Here is a 19,688-nt window from a genome sequence, read left to right as displayed (position 1 = left end):
TAAACCCTGAGGAGAGCAACAGGATGGCTTTACGTTTACTAGATATTGGGACACAAACCGAATTATTGACCGCCTGTCGTTTGTCTTTATTGATGGGGGTTTATACTGATGACAACCGCATTGCAGAATTTTTAAAGTTCGCGCGCAGTATCGTGCAAGTCGATAACGCCGTCCTAGCGTTTAAAAATGAGCCTTATATCTGGTATGCCTCAGAGCACACATTTAAAGCCTTTTTGGCCGAAGCTGACGATGATCGTCTCGATCAGTTTTTTGCTGAACATTCCCGTATAGATCGCGACGCTGAAAATTACCAAGCTTACTGCGACTATATGCAGGAACTGGGTTTAGGACATCAGCGTCTAGTGGCTTTCGATTTAAAATATGATCAAGACTCTATTGGTAAAGTGATTTTGTTTGATGATCAAGTCACTGCATTTGAAGCCAAACAATTAAAGATCGTTGAAGAATTTGTACAAAGTCTAGTCAACATCATTCAACTCCGTGTTGAAAATGCCGAATTAAAAGAAGCCTATGAACAGCAGTCGGCACTGAATTTTAGTAAGACTAAATTTTTCCAAATTATTGCTCATGATTTAAGAGCGCCATTTCATGGTCTATTGGGCTTTTCTGAAGTTTTGGCGCAGGAACGCAATACCTTAGATGATTCAAGTGTGCAAAATATTGCGGACTATTTATATGACACCACACAGTCGACGTATAACCTCTTAGAAAGCTTATTAAACTGGGCTATGGCAGAAGGTGGTCGCTTTGTTTATCACCCGATTAATTTTGATTTACATCAGTCTGCAAAAATCGTCAGTGATGTCTTAAATAGCTTGGCTGTGAAGAAAAATATTCGACTGATCAATGCCGTGCCTGAAGGCATTAAAGTCAATGCAGATATCAATATGATCACGTCAGTGATGCAAAACTTGGTGTCAAATGCATTGAAATTTACTCATACCGATGGACGAGGTGTGGTGACGATTTCTGCCGAACGAGATGGCGAACGGATTTTATTCACCATTCAGGATACTGGATTGGGCATGACCCAAGCTCAGATTGATGATTTATTTCAGCAAAAACTGACGGTTAGTATTAAAGGTACAGCAGGAGAACGTGGTACGGGGTTGGGTTTAGTGCTTTGTAAACGTTTTGTGGACTTAAATCAGGGTGAAATTGTGGTGAACTCGAAAGAAGGTGAAGGCACACAATTTAAAGTCTGGTTGCCAAAGGCGACGAGTCTGCATCAAACCTTAAGTACAGAGAGTAGCAGCGCACAGAAAGATGCGACCTTAAGCGAACTTTAAAGTCCGTCTATTGGTATAAAAGCCTAAAAATACTTTTCCCTAAGCGTTATCAACTGTTATAACTAGAAAAAAATCACGCTAGGGTTTGTGAAATGAATGCGGAGCAATTGCAGAAAACATTACGTGCCAGTCAATATGCTGAACAGGTGCTCGGAATCCATCAGGCCAGTTTAGAACAAGACTATGCAATTGATCAGTTTCAAACCTCGCTCAGTACAGCACAAATTCAACATTTTGTCGCAAGCAGCCTCGCTGATATCCAAGATGAAAATAGCTGGATGCGTGCAATTCGTGTGCTGCGCGCACGCCTCATGTTCCGTTGGATTTGGCAAGATGCCAATCAACTCACCGATGTCGTTACTTTAACTCGAGAGCTTTCAGACTTTGCCGATGCTTCTATCTGTGCGGCAAAAGATTTTGCACTGAATCCGTTGATTGCGAAATATGGCGAACCGCTAGGCTATAAGGGGAAAGTTCAAGACCTGATTGTGGTTGCCATGGGAAAACTTGGCGCACAGGAGCTTAATCTTTCAAGTGATATTGATCTTATATTTGCCTTTGATGAACAGGGTGAAACCAACGGTCGAAAATGTATCGATGTGCAGCAGTTCTGTATTTTATGGGGGCAAAAATTAATTTACCTGCTTGACCATATTACCGCAGATGGTTTTGTTTTTCGTGTAGATATGCGCCTTCGCCCATGGGGTGATGGTTCTGCCTTGGCAATCAGTCATGCAGCATTAGAAAAATACTTAAGCCAGCATGGCCGGGAATGGGAACGCTATGCCTGGATTAAGGCACGTATCGTCACGGGCGGTAAAGAAGGCGCTGAGTTGCTGGAAATGACCCGACCTTTCGTCTTCCGTAAATATGTCGATTACACCGCTTTCGAAGCCATGCGTGAAATGAAAGCCATGATCGAACGTGAAGTGCTGCGTCGTAATATCGAAGATGATATTAAACTCGGTGCAGGCGGAATTCGTGAAGTAGAGTTTATTGTTCAAGTTTTTCAGCTCATCTATGGCGGTTCAAAACTCGAGCTGCAAGACCGTCAATGTTTAGTGAGTCTGCATCATTTAGGTGAAGTTGGATTATTAGAAAAAACTGCAGTTGCTGATTTAGAAGATGCGTATTTATTTTTACGTCGTATTGAACATGCGATTCAAGCACTCAATGATCAGCAAACCCAATCGTTGCCACATGAGCCTGAACCCCGCCAGCGCATTTTAGATACTTTAGGTTTTGCATCTTGGGATGACTTTTTGAATGTACTCAATCAGAAACGCGCCAAAGTCATTTATCAATTTGAACATCTTATTAAAGAAAAAGAACCCGATCCGTTACTGGAAAGCTTTAGTCATTTAGAAGCCCAGTTGAACGATGTTTTAGATGATGATGCCAAAAACTTAATTCATGAATTTTGGTATGGACATGCGCTGAAAAAATTACCTGCCAAAGCAGTACAGCGTTTAAAAACCTTTTGGCCGCATCTCATTGAGGCGATATTACAGTCAGATAAACCTCAGGTGGCCTTACTACGTCTCATGCCTTTGGTGGAGTCGGTGCTGCGCCGTACGGTCTATTTGGTGATGCTGATTGAGAGCAAAGGAGCATTACAACGATTAGTGAAAATGGCAACAGTGAGTCCTTGGATCTGCGAAGAATTGACGCATTATCCCGTGCTGTTGGATGAGTTTTTGTCGATGGATTTTGAGCTGCCAAAGCGTAAAGATTTAGAAGATTCTCTACGTCAACAATTGCTTCGCATTGAAATTGATCAAGTTGAAGATCAAATGCGCGTTCTTCGATTATTTAAAAAATCCAATGTCTTAGCGGTTGCTGCTAGTGATGTTTTGGCAGAAAGTCCGTTGATGAAAGTATCGGATGCATTGACCGATATTGCAGAAGTGTCGGTGAATGCAACCTTGCATTTGGCATATCAAATTGTTGCCAAAAAACATGGCTATCCAATTGATGCAGAAGGGCAGCGTTGTTCGATTGATCACACGGCTTTCGCGGTAATTGGCTATGGCAAGGTGGGTGGCATCGAGCTGGGTTATGGTTCGGACTTGGATTTGGTATTTATTCACTATATGGACGAACAAGCCGATACCGATGGACAAAAACCAATTAGTGGCTTTGAATTTGCCATGCGGGTTGCACAAAAATTTATGTCCTTAATGACCACGCAAACCCTAGATGGTCGAGTGTATGAAGTGGATACACGTTTACGACCTTCGGGAGAAGCGGGGTTATTGGTGACCAGCTTAAAAGCCTTTGAGCAATATCAACATAAAAATGCTTGGGTCTGGGAGCATCAAGCTTTGGTACGTGCTAGAACCATTGCAGGTGAGCACAGTTTGCGGATTGAAATTGAAAACTTGCGTTGCAATATTTTGACTCAGCCACGAGATGAGAACAATGTTCGTGCAGAAGTGCTCAAAATGCGCCAAAAAATGAAAGACCATCTAGGTTCTTCCAAAGAGCAGCAAAAAGATGGAATTTTTCATTTAAAACAAGATGCAGGTGGTATCGTTGACATCGAATTTATGGCACAGTATGCAGTATTAGCATGGAGTGGGTCGAATCCCGATCTCGCCCATTACTCTGACAACGTACGAATCCTTGAGGATGCCGCAAGAACGGATTGCTTATCCAGCGCCGATGCGACAGCATTGATTCAAGCTTATCTCCGTGAACGAGCCGAGAGCCACCGTTTAGCACTTGCGAATCAATCCATGCAAGTTTCAGCTGACGATTGGCACGATACCCGAGTGGTCGTTTGCAAGCTATGGCAAAGATTAATTGATCCAACTGCAACGTTTGCATTGGATAAAAATGACTGTGTATAAAAATTTGGAGTGTGTGCCATGAACTTGGCTGATCGTGATGGTTTTATTTGGCAAGATGGACAATTGGTTGACTGGCGTGAGGCGAAAACTCACGTATTAACACATACATTGCATTACAGCATGGGTGTGTTTGAAGGCGTCCGTGCTTATGAAACTCCGAATGGAACGGCTATTTTCCGTTTAAAAGAACACACTAAGCGTTTATTAAATTCTGCAAAAATTTATCAAATGAAAGTCCCATTTGATCATGCAGCATTAGAACAAGCTCAAATTGATGTGGTTCGTGAAAACAAGTTGGCTTCTTGCTACCTACGTCCAATTATTTTTATTGGTTCAGAAAAATTAGGTATTGCAGCAACTGACAATACAATTCATGCTGTTGTTGCTGCATGGAGCTGGGGTGCTTACCTTGGTGATGAAGCGATGGCGAAGGGTATTCGTGTTAAAACGTCTTCATTTACGCACCATCATCCAAACGTGACCATGTGTAAAGCAAAAGCATCTGGTAACTATACTTTGTCAATTCTTGCACACCAAGAAGTGGCACATGCAGGCTATGACGAAGCAATGTTACTCGACCCACAAGGTTATGTATGTCAAGGTTCAGGCGAAAACGTATTCTTAGTACGTGATGGCGTGATTCATACTCCTGACATCGCGGGTGGTGCACTTGATGGTATTACGCGTCAAACCATTATTACGATTGCGAAAGACCTTGGTTTTGAAGTGGTTGAACGTCGTATTACACGTGACGAATTCTATATCGCTGATGAAGCATTCTTCACAGGTACTGCTGCTGAAGTGACGCCAATCCGTGAATATGATGACCGTCAAATTGGTGAAGGCTGTCGTGGTCCAATCACTGAGCAAATCCAAACTGCATTCTTTAATGCGGTTCAGGGTAAAGACCCTAAATATGCACACTGGTTAACTTACGTAAAATAAGCTGATCGGTTAAGATGAAAAGGCGAAACTAAGTTTCGCCTTTTTTATTGGCTTGAAGATATTGAATTTTTGGAACGTGACTATGCATATTGTTTATGTCAGTGATGGTAAAGCGGGACATCGCTCACAAGCTTTGGGTTTATTTAAAGCCATGCAGCGCCAATCTCAGGAAGTAGTCACATTTCAAGAAATTTCAATTGATGATTTGCCTATAGTGACACTTTTTTCTGCGCTATTTAGCCATCAGCTTCATGCCGTAGAACACGAGCCAACCTATATTTTTGGTGTCGGCAGCCATACACATTTTAGGGTATGGCTGTTGGGCAAAGTGTATAACAAAGCCAAAACCATTATTTTAATGAAGCCAAGCTTGCCGTTTGCATGGTTTGATTATGCGGTGATTCCACAGCACGATGGTATTCAAGCATCAAATAAAGTACTAACGACACAAGGTGCGTTAAATCCAATTGTAAATGAAGAGCGGCATCAGCATGGTCGAATCCTAATCGCTTTGGGTGGCTCTTCAAAACGCCATCAGTGGAATGCGGCTAAAGTACTTCATGCAATTGAACAGATAGTCGAACACAATCCAAATTCAGAAATCATTTTGACCACTTCACGGCGTACCCCGAAAGAATTTTTAGCAGAATTAACGCAGTTGAAAAATATTGAAAAATTGCAGATTTTCCCTGTTGAGGATACGCCGCAAGGTTGGATTTTTGAAGAAATGCAAAAAGCCGAAGCAGTTTGGGTGACTGAAGATAGTGTTTCAATGATTTACGAGGCACTCACCGCGGGTTGTAAAGTCGGGGTGATTGAAGTGGATCGGTTGAAGGAAGACCGGATTACCAAGTCGGTAGATGAAATTTTAAAACAAGGCTTGGTGTCGTTACAGACCACTTTAACTGATTTGAATCTCGCTACCGAATTTAAAGAAACTGACCGTATCGCCAAAAAGATTGTACTCGGTCCCTAAAGTATAGATAATACCCGACGAAAAATTTCTACCAACATTTCAGTCTATCTCGAAAATGTTTGAATAATATTACAGGGTTGTCGGGTCAATGCTAAAAACCTATTTGTTTCCATTTTTGCTTTCAATTGGGTTTTGCGTTGGGTTGGGTTTTTGGGACTATTTATCTGAAATCAAAGATGCTCCTTTATTCTTTGTTTTGGTTCTTTCGAGTACGTTTTTTTTCATTGCAGTAAAACAACTACATAGTCGTATTTTTAAGTACATTTTCCTTGCGCTGTTTTTTGTCATTAGCCTGTATATTGCAAGTGGGACGGGGTTCTTACAAGGACACATGTCTTTGGGAATCGTGGCATCAATGTTTCAAAGTAATACCAATGAAGCCTTTGAATTTTTATCTGTAGTCGATCCAAAATATATTGTTTTTGCGATAATTATTTTTTTAAGTCTCTGTTTTTATATTTTATTTTTTAATCCAACCCTTCAGGGAAATTATCGCAAGCTGATTTTGGCACTTATCTTTATTGCAAACGGAGTCAGTGTGTTTGGTGTTCAAACTGCACTGGCGACGGTTAAATATAAACAAGAAGAGGCCAAACTCCTTGAAGATAATGTGCAAGATGTCGATTGGGAAATTCAGCAGGTGAATGCTAGCTATGATAATCAAGTGATTATCATTGGTGAGAGTGTTCAGCGAGACCATTTATCACTTTACGGTGCGAAAGACGATACCACGCCTTTTTTAAATCAGATGCCACTAGATGTTGTAGATCATTACATCGCGACAGCACCAAATACGGTAACCAGTCTGACTCGAACGCTGACTCTGGTCGATCAAAACCGTGAACCTCAAATTGCAAAAAATGTGGTGACGCTTGCAAAACAAGCTGGCTATAACACCATGTGGATTTCAAATCAGGGATTTATGGGGAAAAATGATACGGCGATTTCTAAGATTGCCATTCATGCCGATCATCAGTTCTTCCTGAAAAGTGGTAACTATATGTCGAGTAATATCGACGATGACAAAATGGTCGAAATCTTACAGGCTCAGTTAAAGAAATATGCTAAGCAAAAAAATGTGATTTTTATTCATATGATGGGCTCACATCCAGATGCGTGTGAACGTCTGTTTAAGGCACCACGTATGTATGCGAATAAGCCTGAAACCATTAATTGTTATTTATCTTCGATCAATAAGTTGGATCACTTTATAGAGCAGATTTATAAGTCTTTAAAGGCTGATCAGCGTAGTTTCACTGTAACGTATTTTTCTGATCATGGTATGACCGTAGATGAAGATTCATATCATGTAGATAATGAATTTAAAGATAATTATCAGGTCCCATTTTTTGTATTACGTAGCGATGCGCAGGCCAAAAACCACTATAACAAGACTGTCAGTGCCTACGATTATATGCATATTTATGCAGATTTATTGGGGGTGAAATCAGCTTTATTAGATCCTAAAAAATCGTTGAAGAATATCGAAGACAATCAAAATGTCACTGTTTTTGATTGGGATGATTATGTGCCATATCAGTCTTTAAAAGGTCTGTAGCAATCGGACTCATGCTCATTCATATGGGGCTAAATACGGTCAGCGAAATCTTTTAGAATCAAGGAAATTACAGGCTTGTACTTTTAAAGCATTAGAGCGTGTGGCAACATAGCCTGAGTGTGCTTAAAGGCTTATCCCTGTGATTTATATTGTTCTTATTCTTCTGTTATTGGTGATTGCATTCAGCTACAAATATGCTTGGTGGAAACCTGCAGTCGATTGGAAGAAACCGCGTGTATTGATGTATCACATGGTTCGTCAGCATATTGATGGTGCAAAATTTAATAAGCTGCGAGTAAAGCCTGAAGAGTTTGAAAAGCAAGTGGCGTGGATGAAGTCCGAAGGTTTTCATTTTGTGACCATGCAAGAACTACAAGATGACTGGGGAAAACATCCTGAAAAAACCGTTGCGATTACCTTCGATGACGGATATCTAGATAATTTAGAACATGCCTTTCCGATTTTAGAAAAATATCAAGCGAAAGCCACGATTTACGTGGTGGTAGATCGACATGACCGAGATTGGTCAACCTATAAGAAAGCCCATCATAATAGTGGTGAGTTAGCACGTGAGCCTAAGTTGAATGATGAGCAAGTCAAACAATTGGCAGCTAGTGGTTTAGTTGAAATTGGCTCACATACCATGACGCATGCAAATCTAGATAAATTGAATGATGAAGCGTGTCTTTCTGAGTTAACTCAATCGAAGCAGCAATTAGAAGAAATGACAGGAAAATCGGTACATAGTTTTGCTTATCCATTTGGAATATATTCGGAACGTGATGTCGGACTAGCAAAACAAGCTGGCTATACCAATGCTGTGACCACCATAGAAGGCATTGATGACTTTAGTCCTGATTTTATGCAATTACGTCGTATTAAAATTAGTGGTAAAGACTCGATGTTTGCAGTGAAGTTAAGACTCAAATTAGGTAAGCGAGAGGGTTGAGCATGCGTATTACATTAGTCATGGCCAGTGCTGAAGATGGTGGTCTAGAAAAGCATGTGATTGAATTGGCGAATGGGTTAAGCCAAAACAATCAGGTCAGCTTGATTGCGCATGAGCGTTTTGCTCATTTACTCGATGCAAAAGTGAATGTTGTAAAAATGGATTTGAGTGGAAGTCGGCATAACCCTTGGACAAAGTATCAGTTAAAAAAGAAAATTATTGAAACTCTGCCAGATGTATTACATGTACATGCAGCAAAAACAGCCCAATTTGTGCATGGAATGGTCCAATCATTTGCTTTCCCTTGTGTCGTGACGGTTCATGGTCAAAAGAAAAAGAATCAAATGAATCAATCATTTGATCATATTATTGTGGTGAGTGAACAGCTAAAAAATCAATTGGAAAATCCATCCAAAACTTCAGTGGTATATAACGGTGTTGAACTGAAGATCGTTCCTCAAGAATTTCAAAAGAATCGTAAATTCATTGCAGTTGGTCGCTTAAATGAGGTGAAAGGTTTCGATGTTTTACTTCAAGCTTGGCAAGACATTCCTCATCAGTTGACGATTGCAGGCGAAGGGGAACAGCGTCTGTTATTAGAGCAGCTTATTCAAGATTTAGATTTATCCGATCGGGTTCAGCTCATCGGATTTTGTGAAGAGATACAACAGCAGATCAGTGAGCATGAAGCTCTTATCGTCTCGTCTTTACGTGAAGGTGGTCCTTACACTTTGGGTGAAGCTTTATTATTAAACCGACCTGTTTTTGGAACCCGCGTTGGGATGATGCCTGAGTTTCTTTCCGAAACGTGGTTATGTGAAACGAATGATGTCGATGCTTTACAACAACTGATCAAACGCTATTGCGCCTTGGAGCATCCTGAGTCTGTTTTTCAGGATGCATTTGATTTAGCACAGCAGCATTTAACCATCGAGCACATGCTCTTGAATACAGAACATGTATATAGGCAGGCGATTGCGAGTCAGGCTGCTTAAACTTGTTTATAGTTAGTGACTTCGATGAACTTTTTAAAGAATGGCTGAAACACTGGTGGCATGTAGGCTGAACTAATAAATTTGGTACTCACTTCTGTAATGCCGTAAATTTTACAGAACATAATACGATGATGTCCTTGATTCAGCTTATCTTTTACCCCCATAGAACGGCATAACATGATGTGCATTGGAAAGTTGAAGTCATAACCCGAATCTTTAAAAGAGTTTTCCAGTTTACTGTAGCGTTCCTGACGTTTATCTTCATCCAGCTTCCAACGACGGCTCGTCCAGTTGTATGCTGTTTCAGGCGTTTTAATATTTCGCTCTAACGCATTTTCTGTAATGTCACTGAGTAAAATACGATAGCTATGAGAACCAAAATTTTGGCGGCGAGAGCGAATTTTTTTAATAAATGAACCAAAAAAGTTAAACAAAAAACCTTCGGTTTGGAACGCAAAACGCGTACGTATACGATCTTGCTCTAATGAAGTCTCTGACTTTAAATAGATAATACAGTCTTGATGCTGGTTTGCTTCACACGCTAAAAGAACAACCGCATCACAACCTAAATGATCACCTTGAAAAGAAAAATCACGCTGCGATAAAGTGATTAAGCTTTCTGGATGAACATGATAAGTTTCTGAAGATAGGCCGAAATTTGCTTGCATGTGGACTCACATCAAATGAAATAAATTTGAACGATTCACGATAGTGTAACATGGCTGATTTTGTAGCGTATAATGTCGTATTCGCTGAGATTGGAAAAAAGAATGGGCAATCCACTTCGTTATGTTGCTTTAGGTGGTTGTAATACCGCTGGTGAAGTACACAACATCGGTAATGCATATCCTGAACGTATTGCACAGGCACAAGGCTGGGCACTTGAAAACTATGGTTATACCATGTCGAGTACACGTGAAGGCATTCAATTTTTTAATCTGAAAAATGTCGCTGAAGCAGATGTGATTAGCATTCAATTTGGTGGGGTAGACAGTTGGTTGACATTCAAAGGTTCACCTTTTGTCCTGTATTATCCAGATTCACCATGGCGTAAATTCCTGAGAAAAATCGTCAAAAAAATTAAGAAATATGCACGAAAAATTCATTGGCATAATGTTGTAGGCGAAACGAATGTTGTGCCATATCAAGAGTATATCGATAATATTCGTTATATGATTGATCACAGCAAAGCTCAATATATTCTTTTAGTTGAAACTTATCCGAATAAAGATAAATCACGTGAACCACGTATTCTCAAATACAACCAAGCACTGAAAGATTTGAGTGATGGTAAACGTGTACTGTATGTCCCTAATTATGAAGTATTGAATCAAGACCTGGTTAATAACTATGATGATTCAACCCATTTATCATCTCAAGGTCAGCAAGTTGTGACGGATGCTGCGTTAGCCGCGATTCGACAAGCTGAATCGCAATAAAAAAGCCGCTCAATGAGCGGCTTTTTTTAGGCACAAATTTGGCTAAAAATCTGTTCATGTTTTAACTTGGTTTGCTGATCAAAGGACTGAAGTCTGAGCTTTTCTTCATCGCTAAATTTTGCCTTTGCATAAAGTTGTTCAAGACTCAGTTGATTTAAATCTTCTAGACGAATATGGCGATCTGTCACCTGTGCGTCATTGAGCAGGTTATGCGTTTTAGAGGTATTTGATGCCACGATCAGCACAGGGATTTGCATCTGTAAACAAAAACATAAGCAGTGATAACGACCGGTGATTACTAAATCACTAGCGAGCATTTTTTGCTTAAAAGCCTGTGTGTCATCAATACAATAATTAAAGTCTTGATAATAACGACGTGGTTTATACAGCCCAAAGGTGAATTTAGAAAGAAGATTATATTGTTTTAATTTCTTCATTTTTTTTGGATTGTAGCCAATCGTCTGCGCATCTAAGGGCAAGTTTTTGGTGATCGGATGATAGTCAAAGCGTTGCTTTTCAGCATAGGCAAATAGGGCATCACTGACATGGCTATACACCGAATCATTCACAATGACTTGAGCAGGACGTGTTGTTGCTGATTCTGTTGTATGGGTTGGATTAAACTGATGACTCGAATAAAAGGTTAAATCGGCGGCATATTCACAATGTGGATGCTGCGGCTGCAACGTTGCTAAACTTTTTTTATCGCGTACATAGAGCCCATCAAAATCTTGAATCAGTTCATTCCATGACGTTGGGTTATTTTCCCAAGTGCTATTCAGCAGAAATACAGGTTTGCCTTGTTGTTTGGCGATAGATCCAAGTTTGAGGAGAAACTCACCAAAAGGTGCTGCATCATGCAGTGTACCTTCTCCATTGATCAGGACAATATCGATATCTTTTAATAACTCAAGCCATTTTTCTTCAGAAATCGTTTGCCCCGTACAAAGTTGAGAAAACTTCGCATCAGGATGATTTTTCTGTATTAGACTGTACAGATTATTCATTACGACTTCGCAACCATGGTGTAGGTTGGTACGGGTATCATTGAGAATAAAAAAGTGTTTCAAAAAGGTTACCTATTGTTCAAGATCAAAATGGCATTGGAAATCATAACGTTTAATTTTGGTGGGCAAATCATTCTGCCTCAACCCTTAATATAGTGTAATAGTGATGATAAAACGATTGTTTATTGTGCGGACCCCATTACAGTTATTTAATGCCTTTGAGGCAATGCAACGGTTTCATCAAGCCGATTCGCAAAATGAACTGTTAGTGGTTTATGGTTCACTGCGAGACCATCGCATGATGCAACAGATGTTACAGACACTTCAGGGCTGGAATCGTATTGTATATCAACCTTTTATGGGGTGGAAAAAGAAGTTTTATGCATTTCAGTTGAAAAAGTATTTTCCAGATCATAGTCAATATGACGATATTTTTACAGGGATGATTCCGCATATTCCACTGCATCTCATGAATAGTTTGAATGCAAAAAATTATTGGTTAATCGATGATGGTAATGAAACTCGGATGATTGTGGAACATCTAAATCAGGGCACTTACTACACAAAAGATCGATCACAAGGGTTGTTCGGGATTAAACAAAACCCTGAAGTTTTAAAAAAAATCCAATTATTTACCTTGTATGACGATTTAGAAACTACACATCTGGTGACGATCAATGATTATCGGATCTTTAAACAAAACGCTCGTGCGCTAGAGACAAAAAATGGTTGCGATTTAGTCATTGGTTCGAATCTTGTGGGAACATATCTTAAGTCGGAAGCTGAGTATTTAAGTATTTTAAAATCGCTTAAACAGCAATTAGAAGATCGACATTTATACTATGCGCCACATCGATATCTGAGTGAAAGTACCGTTCAAGCGATTGAAAGCATGGGCTATGAAATTTTGAAATATGATACGATTTTAGAGCTTTTTCAGTATGAGCAGGGCTGGTGTTTTGAGCGTTATTATTCGATACGTTCGACTGCTATCGACACCCTGACACAGCTTTATGGTGCAGCAGGGGCATTTATACGTTTAGATGAGTCGCACTTTGTAAGTCATGCGAAATGGCAAGAATGCAATGAAATCTGGAATACAGCACAACACGTGATCAGTTTGGAAACAACCGAGAGAGCACTGAATTAATCTTCAGTGCGATCCGCATTACCTTTCAACACCATATAAATCAAACCGACAAAGATTAATAATGCACCTGCAAGGCTGCTGACACAGAATAAAACAATACGGTTATAGGTGGTTAAGTTAAATAATTCGTTGGCTAAAATGTAGCGCATGAACAACCATTGTACGACAGAAAAAACAATCAACACGATTGCACGACGACGGACTTCAGGACGCATAGCCATAGGAGAATCACTTAAAGTGGAAATTGAAGCTATTATGCCACTGTCGATAATCGATCTCAATTGAATAAGATTAATCCAAGCCCGTGATACACAAATCTTAAGGTTGAGTTCTGTTCAGATCACCTTCATTTACGGTACATATTGATGTTGCCTAAGCAGACCCGAAAGCGTTTATAAGACCAGATATACTGTTCTGGTGCTTGGTTAATGATGTCTTGCATCGCGATGTTCAATGCGTCGACAGAGGGTTGTAAATCTTTAGATAAAATCTCGTCTGCTAAGGTTTGGCAATGCACATCAAAGTGCCTTAAGTCAGGTTGTCGGATACAACTTAAGCCGATGACATTACATTGGGTTTTTGCAGCAAGCTTTGAAACCAGTGTGATCGATAAAGTATTTTGCCCAAAAAAATTGGAATAAATGCCGCCCGAAGGCTTTGGCAAATGGTCTGGTAAAATCACCGTTAGACCACCTTGTTTCAAATGTTTAAAAATAGCACGGATTCCTGTTTCATCTGTCGGGACTAAGGTTGCATTAAACTTCTCACGTGCTTCTAAAAGATAACGATTAATCCCTTTATTTTTATTTGGTTTATACATAATCATCGGTTCTGTATAGAGGTTTAGCCATGCATTGAGTAGTTCCCAACAGCCAAAATGCGGAACCACAACAATGACACCTTTTTTATTCGCAAGTGCTTCCGTGAGGATATTTTCACTATAAATGTTTTTCAATAAGCTCAGGCTATAACTCGGCGGCATCCCCCAACATTTAATAAATTCAATATAGGTCAGGCATTGGCTGCGGATACTTTGACTGACGAGCTGTCTCTGCGCTGTCTCTGAAAAATCTGGGTAGGCTAGTTGAATATTGATGCTAGTGATACGTTTGATTGATGAGTTAAACAGGTCAAGAATAAACGCGATCATCAAGGCCAAGTTTTGTAACAGCCAAAGTGGCAATAGCGCGATGATTTTGAATATAAAGTACATAGATCACAAGGTCTCAAAATTTACAGCATGGAATAAAATAAATTTTGCCAAGAGACCGGACTTTTTCAGTGAAAAAGTACAAAAGATCTGAATCTAAAAACAAAATAATCGGAAGTGGGAAATTGAGCCGTCCATTGCTCAAAGGATGTGGTGCAACATCATAACGTAGTTGAAGCGTTTTGATATTAGCAAAGTAAATCAAATCTTTAATTTATGTTTTGTAGGTTTTGAACGATCTTTTGTAGGTCGAAATAAAAAACCCTGCATAGCGCAGGGTTTTTTAACAGGTGAGACTAAATATTATTTAGCTTCTTCTGCTTTTGGTTTTTCACGTAAACGGATACCAAGGTCACGTAATTGGTTTGCTTCAACTGGCGCAGGCGCTTGAGTTAAAGGACATTCCGCAGTCTTAGTTTTCGGGAATGCAATCACGTCACGGATAGAAGATGCACCAGTCATCAACATCACTAAACGGTCTAGACCGAATGCTAAACCACCGTGAGGAGGCGCACCGAATTTCAACGCATTTAATAAGAAGCTGAATTTCTCTTCTGCTTCTTCTTCACCAATGCCAAGCGCTTCAAAGATCGCTTTTTGCATTTCTAGGTTGAAGATACGAAGTGAACCACCACCGATTTCAGTACCGTTCAATACCATATCGTAAGCAACAGACAATGCAGCACCTGGGTTGTTCTTCACTTCTTCAACGCTTGATTTTGGCAGCGTGAATGGGTGGTGAACAGACGTCCATTTGCCGTCATCAGTTTCTTCGAACATTGGGAAGTCAACAACCCAAAGTGGCGCCCACTCACAAGTTGCAAGTTTCATGTCGTGACCGACTTTAATACGTAAAGCACCCATCGCATCATTTACGATTTTCGCTTTGTCCGCACCAAAGAATACGATGTCGCCATTTTCAGCACCAACGCGTTTCAATAGATCAAGTACGATTGGCTCGATAAATTTAACGATTGGAGATTGAAGACCTTCGATGCCTTTTTCAAGCTCGTTGACTTTGATGTAAGCCAAACCTTTCGCGCCATAAATGCCAACGAATTTAGTGTATTCGTCGATTTGGCTACGTGGAAGCGCGCCAGCACCTGGTACGCGAAGCGCAACAATACGGCCTTTAGGATCTTTAGCAGGACCTGCGAATACTTTGAACTCAACGTCTTGCATCATGTCTGCAACGTCAACCAATTTCAAAGGAATACGCATATCAGGCTTGTCAGATGCATAGTCACGCATTGCGTCTGCATAAGTCATGCGAGGGAATTTGTCGAATTCAACATTAAGAAGTTCTTTGAACATCTTAACCGTTAAACGTTCCATTAAATCCATGATGTCATCGTCACTCATGAACGATGTTTCAACGTCGATTTGTGTGAATTCAGGCTGACGGTCAGCACGTAAGTCTTCATCACGGAAACATTTAGCAATTTGGTAGTAACGATCAATACCGCCAACCATCAACAACTGTTTGAACAATTGCGGAGATTGTGGAAGCGCGTAGAAGCTACCATTAGAAACACGACTTGGTACTAAATAGTCACGTGCACCTTCAGGAGTCGCACGAGTCAAAATCGGTGTTTCAACGTCTAGGAAACCATTTTCTTCGAAGTAGTTACGAATCAGGTTAGTCAATTTAGAACGGAAACGTAAACGATCTAACATTTCTGGACGACGAATATCGAGGAAACGATATTTCAAACGTACTTCTTCAGAAATATTGGTATTTTCGTCATTCAATGGGAATGGAGGAGTTTCAGACGCAGCAAGAACTTCAATTTCTTTGCCTAAAACTTCGATTTGACCACTCACGATATTCGCGTTTTCAGTACCTTCGTAACGACGACGCACACGGCCTGTAATTTTTAATACGAATTCTGAACGTGATTTATCAGCAGTCGCGAAAGCTTCAGGAGTATCAGGGTCAATCACCACTTGAACAAGGCCATCACGGTCGCGCATGTCAAGGAAGATTACACCACCGTGGTCACGGCGACGGTGAACCCAACCGCATAATGTAACGGTTTGGTCGATTTGGGCTTCAGTAAGTGAGCCGCAGTAATGAGTTCGCATCATAGCGTTAGAAATCCAACTATATGGGTTAAGGTCAGCGAATACGTAAACAGCGTACCGCTTTTATTCGAATAGGGGATTATGCCTCTTTTTGGCTGTTTTGTCACAAGGACTTATTGCTAAAACAGCCAAATTTACAGCAAATTTTCGGTCAATGAAGGGCTTAAGCCGATGACGTAGAAAAAATGTTAGTGCTCTTGCTTAAGATCAGAAATATCAGACTACCGAGGCTAAGCGTGGCTAAAAATGCACGGAAAAAATAATTAATAGCCTTGCCGACATAGGCATACAGGTCATGTACAAATGCATCTGAATAAATACTGTCAGCATAATAAAAATAACTTGCGATGCCCGTAGCTAAAGACAGGACTGCTAAACCATATACATAGACCTTGATGGTTGTGGGGACGTTTACAGTACTTCGATAATGAAGATGATGACGATAAATCATCCATGCCAAAACGGGGAGTGCCAATCCAGATAATCCAATTTGCAACACGCGATGTAGAGGATATGAATGACCAAAAAATTGAATCGGTAGACTCAATAGATCCTTAAATGCAAAGGTACGAAAGTCAACATGGGTCAATCCATCCCAAATAATATGCGTCGAAGTTCCAATGATGAGAGCGAGGATGAGACTGAGTATAAACCCACAGAATTGATTAAGACTCTGTAGATGCAGCGGCTTATTTAAACCAAAAAAAGCAAATAACATCGGGCGATAAAGCACATACCACAGCACACAAAACAGCAAACCTAGGATTAAGTTTGGAACAATTAACCCCGACCATTGATGTGAACCTGCATAGTCAGCATTGGTAAATAAACGGAATAAATCTGGCACCATGCTACCAATTGCGAGTGCTGCAATAGGCAGGCGATTTCCGCTTAATTTGGAAATAGGCGGTGCGAGTACAGCATGGGATATGGTAAAAGGCATTGAACTAAAATAAATATATGAATAAATACAATGTGGTATAGGTGAGTGTATATGATTTGGGCAGATTGGAATGTTTTTTATTGCAAAACGAATGAAATGTTATATTATAACATTATTCAAAAATAGCCTGATTTGAGTCTCTCCAACATGTCTTTTCATAAGAATTTAATAACTGTTTCGATTTTTGCAGTGATTGCACCCAACCTTTATGCCGATGATCCAGAACAACAGGTACAAAAGCTCGAAGCTATTAATGTTCAGGTCCATCCTTTAAACCAAAGTGCGGCAGATTTTGCTGTTGCCGATAATGTCATTCAACATAAGGCCCTTGCACAAGGTGGCGTCACAATTGGTGATGCGCTAGCGGGACAGCCGGGTGTATATTCAAATCAGTTTGGTGCAGGTTCAAGTCGTCCTGTGCTACGTGGCCAAGATGGCCCTCGTGTCAAAGTCTTAGAACATGCTTCAGAAACTGCAGATGTTTCGACCTTATCCCCTGATCATGCGGTTACTGTTGATCCGATTTTGGCAAAACAAATTGAAGTCATCCGTGGGCCATCAACACTGTTATACGCGGCAGGCACAGTTGGCGGTTTGGTCAATGTGACGGATCAGAAAATTCCAACGGCGGTTCCTGATAAAGGTTATGAAGGGCAAGTTGGGGTTCGTTATAACTCAGGCAGTGATGAAAAATTGGCGAGTGCCGGTGTGACGGCTGCTTTAGGTGAGCAATTTGCCATCCGTATAGAAGGTTCGAAACGTAAAGCCAATGACTATATTGCACCCAATTATTTTCATGATCATGATGGAGAATTAGAAAAAGAACGCCGCGTTGGCAACACTTTTGCAGAAGGGCAAAATGTCAGTGTGGGCGCGTCATGGATTCATGATCGTGGTTTTGCTGGACTGTCTTATAGCAACCGTCAAGACCAATATGGCCTGCCAGGTCATAGTCATGAATATGAAAGCTGTCATCCACATGATGACCATCTACACTGTGATGGTCATGATAACCATGGGCATACCGATGAACATGATCATTCAGCGCATGACGAACATGATCACGATCATGATGCCGCAGGCCCATGGGTCGACTTAAAGTCAGAACGTTATGATTTCCGTACCGAACTTGCGAATCCGTTTGCGGGCTTCCAAAAACTCCGTGCACATGCAAGTTATACCGATTATCAACATGACGAAATTGAAGGCGATACAGCGGCAACGACCTTTAAAAGTAAAGGTTACGATGGTCGTTTAGAGTTAGTGCATAACCCGATTGCGGATTGGGAAGGGGTGATTGGCGCACAATACAATCAGCAAAAGCTCAATATCAGTGGTGAAGAGTCATTGATGAACCCAAATAAAACCCAAAAATGGAGTGTGTTTGGTTTAGAGCATAAACAATTTGGTGATTTTCATGTCGAGCTGGGCGCCCGTGTCGATCAGCAGAAAATACAAATCGATTCTGCACAAAAAGATTATGATGATTATGGCATCTCTTATTCAGGTGCTGTGAATTGGGCGTTTGCACCAAATTATAAATTGTCCTTGGTGGGTTCTCATCAAGAGCGGTTGCCATTGGCGCAAGAGCTGTATGCAGATGGCAAGCATTTTGCGACCAATACCTATGAACGTGGGAATGAAAATCTAGATGTTGAAAAATCCAATAATCTAGAATTAGGTTTCCATTATGAAAAAGATCAGTTGGATTATCACGTTCATGTGTACCACAACTGGTACGACAACTACATTTATGCAGCAACCAAAGATAATTTTGGAAACTTCCGCTTAGTTGATTACACCCAAGACAAAGCCAAGTTCTATGGCGCGGAAGCTCAAGTAGGCTATGCCATCAATGATATGTATAAGCTGAGTGTCTTTGGTGATTATGTTCGCGGCAAAATTGATGGTGAAAATGCGCCACGTGTGCCTGCAGGGCGCTTAGGAACCAAGGTCGATGTTGACTTTGCCGATGGTTGGTCAGGTCTTGCAGAATATTCACATGTATTCAAACAAGACAAAATCACTGCATTTGAGCGTGAAACAGATGGCTACAACATGGTGAACTTGGGTGTGGCCTATAGTGGTCAGTTGAAAGATCAAAATGATTATCGAGTCTATTTCAAAGCCAATAATTTATTGGATGAAGATGTTTACTCTCACACGTCATTCCTTGCCAATATTCCTCAAGTTGGTCGTAATTTTACGGTTGGTCTTGAATTTGGTTTCTAATTGAATTTGCACAGACTTTTCTAAGTAAGTCTAGGTA

Annotated in this window: 16 protein-coding genes; 10 read left to right on the top strand and 6 right to left on the bottom strand. The window is 40.6% G+C overall.

Annotated features, from left to right (window positions below; translation table 11 throughout):
- The first annotated feature begins 23 nt into the window (after positions 1-23).
- The 7 genes from B1202_RS14205 to B1202_RS14175 all read left to right on the top strand — a co-directional run bounded on the left by B1202_RS14205 (position 24) and on the right by B1202_RS14175 (position 9,585).
- Positions 24-1,310 carry a sensor histidine kinase gene (locus tag B1202_RS14205; RefSeq protein ID WP_078191264.1) on the top strand — a complete coding sequence of 429 codons (1,287 nt, stop codon included), beginning with the start codon at positions 24-26 and terminating at the stop codon, positions 1,308-1,310.
- Between the two features lie 92 nt (positions 1,311-1,402).
- Positions 1,403-4,162, top strand: a complete 2,760-nt coding sequence (glnE, locus tag B1202_RS14200; RefSeq protein ID WP_078191263.1) for a bifunctional [glutamate--ammonia ligase]-adenylyl-L-tyrosine phosphorylase/[glutamate--ammonia-ligase] adenylyltransferase — start codon at positions 1,403-1,405, stop codon at positions 4,160-4,162.
- Positions 4,163-4,180: 18 nt separating this feature from the next.
- Positions 4,181-5,107, top strand: a complete 927-nt coding sequence (locus tag B1202_RS14195; RefSeq protein WP_078191262.1) for a branched-chain amino acid transaminase — start codon at positions 4,181-4,183, stop codon at positions 5,105-5,107.
- Positions 5,108-5,189: 82 nt separating this feature from the next.
- The gene (locus tag B1202_RS14190; protein ID WP_078191261.1) at positions 5,190-6,083 is read left to right on the top strand and encodes a mitochondrial fission ELM1 family protein; all 894 of its coding nucleotides are present in this window, start codon (positions 5,190-5,192) and stop codon (positions 6,081-6,083) included.
- 88 nt (positions 6,084-6,171) lie between these two features.
- On the top strand, positions 6,172-7,641 hold the full coding sequence (locus tag B1202_RS14185; protein ID WP_078191260.1) for a phosphoethanolamine transferase: 1,470 nt from the start codon (positions 6,172-6,174) through the stop codon (positions 7,639-7,641).
- A gap of 139 nt (positions 7,642-7,780) precedes the next feature.
- Positions 7,781-8,590, top strand: coding sequence for a polysaccharide deacetylase family protein (locus tag B1202_RS14180; protein WP_078191259.1), 810 nt, complete (start codon positions 7,781-7,783; stop codon positions 8,588-8,590).
- 2 nt (positions 8,591-8,592) lie between these two features.
- On the top strand, positions 8,593-9,585 hold the full coding sequence (locus B1202_RS14175; protein WP_078191258.1) for a glycosyltransferase: 993 nt from the start codon (positions 8,593-8,595) through the stop codon (positions 9,583-9,585).
- On the opposite strand, the gene B1202_RS14170 is transcribed toward B1202_RS14175, so the two are convergent.
- The gene (locus B1202_RS14170) at positions 9,582-10,253 is read right to left on the bottom strand and encodes a hypothetical protein (RefSeq protein ID WP_078191257.1); all 672 of its coding nucleotides are present in this window, start codon (positions 10,251-10,253) and stop codon (positions 9,582-9,584) included. The genes B1202_RS14175 and B1202_RS14170 overlap by 4 nt on opposite strands.
- Positions 10,254-10,355: 102 nt before the next feature.
- On the opposite strand from B1202_RS14170, the gene B1202_RS14165 reads away from it, so the two are divergent.
- Positions 10,356-11,024 (top strand): SGNH/GDSL hydrolase family protein, encoded by a 669-nt coding sequence (locus B1202_RS14165; RefSeq protein WP_078191256.1) that lies wholly within the window; start codon positions 10,356-10,358, stop codon positions 11,022-11,024.
- Between the two features lie 26 nt (positions 11,025-11,050).
- Here B1202_RS14165 and B1202_RS14160 read toward each other — a convergent pair whose 3' ends face one another.
- Entirely contained in the window at positions 11,051-12,094 is a 1,044-nt protein-coding gene (locus B1202_RS14160) for a polysaccharide pyruvyl transferase family protein (RefSeq protein ID WP_143221619.1), read from the bottom strand.
- A gap of 124 nt (positions 12,095-12,218) precedes the next feature.
- Here B1202_RS14160 and B1202_RS14155 point away from each other — a divergent pair, with 124 nt between their 5' ends.
- On the top strand, positions 12,219-13,181 hold the full coding sequence (locus B1202_RS14155) for a hypothetical protein (protein WP_143221618.1): 963 nt from the start codon (positions 12,219-12,221) through the stop codon (positions 13,179-13,181).
- Here B1202_RS14155 and B1202_RS14150 read toward each other — a convergent pair.
- The 4 genes from B1202_RS14150 to B1202_RS14135 form a co-directional block, all read right to left on the bottom strand.
- Entirely contained in the window at positions 13,178-13,402 is a 225-nt protein-coding gene (locus B1202_RS14150) for a hypothetical protein (protein ID WP_067767767.1), read from the bottom strand. The two genes, B1202_RS14155 and B1202_RS14150, sit on opposite strands and share 4 nt — an antisense overlap.
- A gap of 125 nt (positions 13,403-13,527) precedes the next feature.
- On the bottom strand, positions 13,528-14,394 hold the full coding sequence (locus tag B1202_RS14145) for a lysophospholipid acyltransferase family protein (RefSeq protein ID WP_078191253.1): 867 nt from the start codon (positions 14,392-14,394) through the stop codon (positions 13,528-13,530).
- A gap of 300 nt (positions 14,395-14,694) precedes the next feature.
- Positions 14,695-16,479, bottom strand: coding sequence for an aspartate--tRNA ligase (gene aspS / locus B1202_RS14140; protein WP_078191252.1), 1,785 nt, complete (start codon positions 16,477-16,479; stop codon positions 14,695-14,697).
- 160 nt (positions 16,480-16,639) lie between these two features.
- Complete coding sequence (locus B1202_RS14135) at positions 16,640-17,419, bottom strand: DUF4184 family protein (RefSeq protein ID WP_078191251.1); 780 nt, start codon at positions 17,417-17,419, stop codon at positions 16,640-16,642.
- A gap of 147 nt (positions 17,420-17,566) precedes the next feature.
- On the opposite strand from B1202_RS14135, the gene znuD reads away from it, so the two are divergent.
- Positions 17,567-19,651, top strand: coding sequence for a zinc piracy TonB-dependent receptor ZnuD (znuD, locus tag B1202_RS14130; RefSeq protein WP_078191250.1), 2,085 nt, complete (start codon positions 17,567-17,569; stop codon positions 19,649-19,651).
- Positions 19,652-19,688: the final 37 nt, after the last annotated feature.

The organism is Acinetobacter amyesii (assembly GCF_002018365.1).
Classification (GTDB): domain Bacteria; phylum Pseudomonadota; class Gammaproteobacteria; order Pseudomonadales; family Moraxellaceae; genus Acinetobacter; species Acinetobacter amyesii.
Note: the sequence above shows the minus strand (reverse complement) of the source record. Positions and strands in the feature narration are given on the sequence as shown.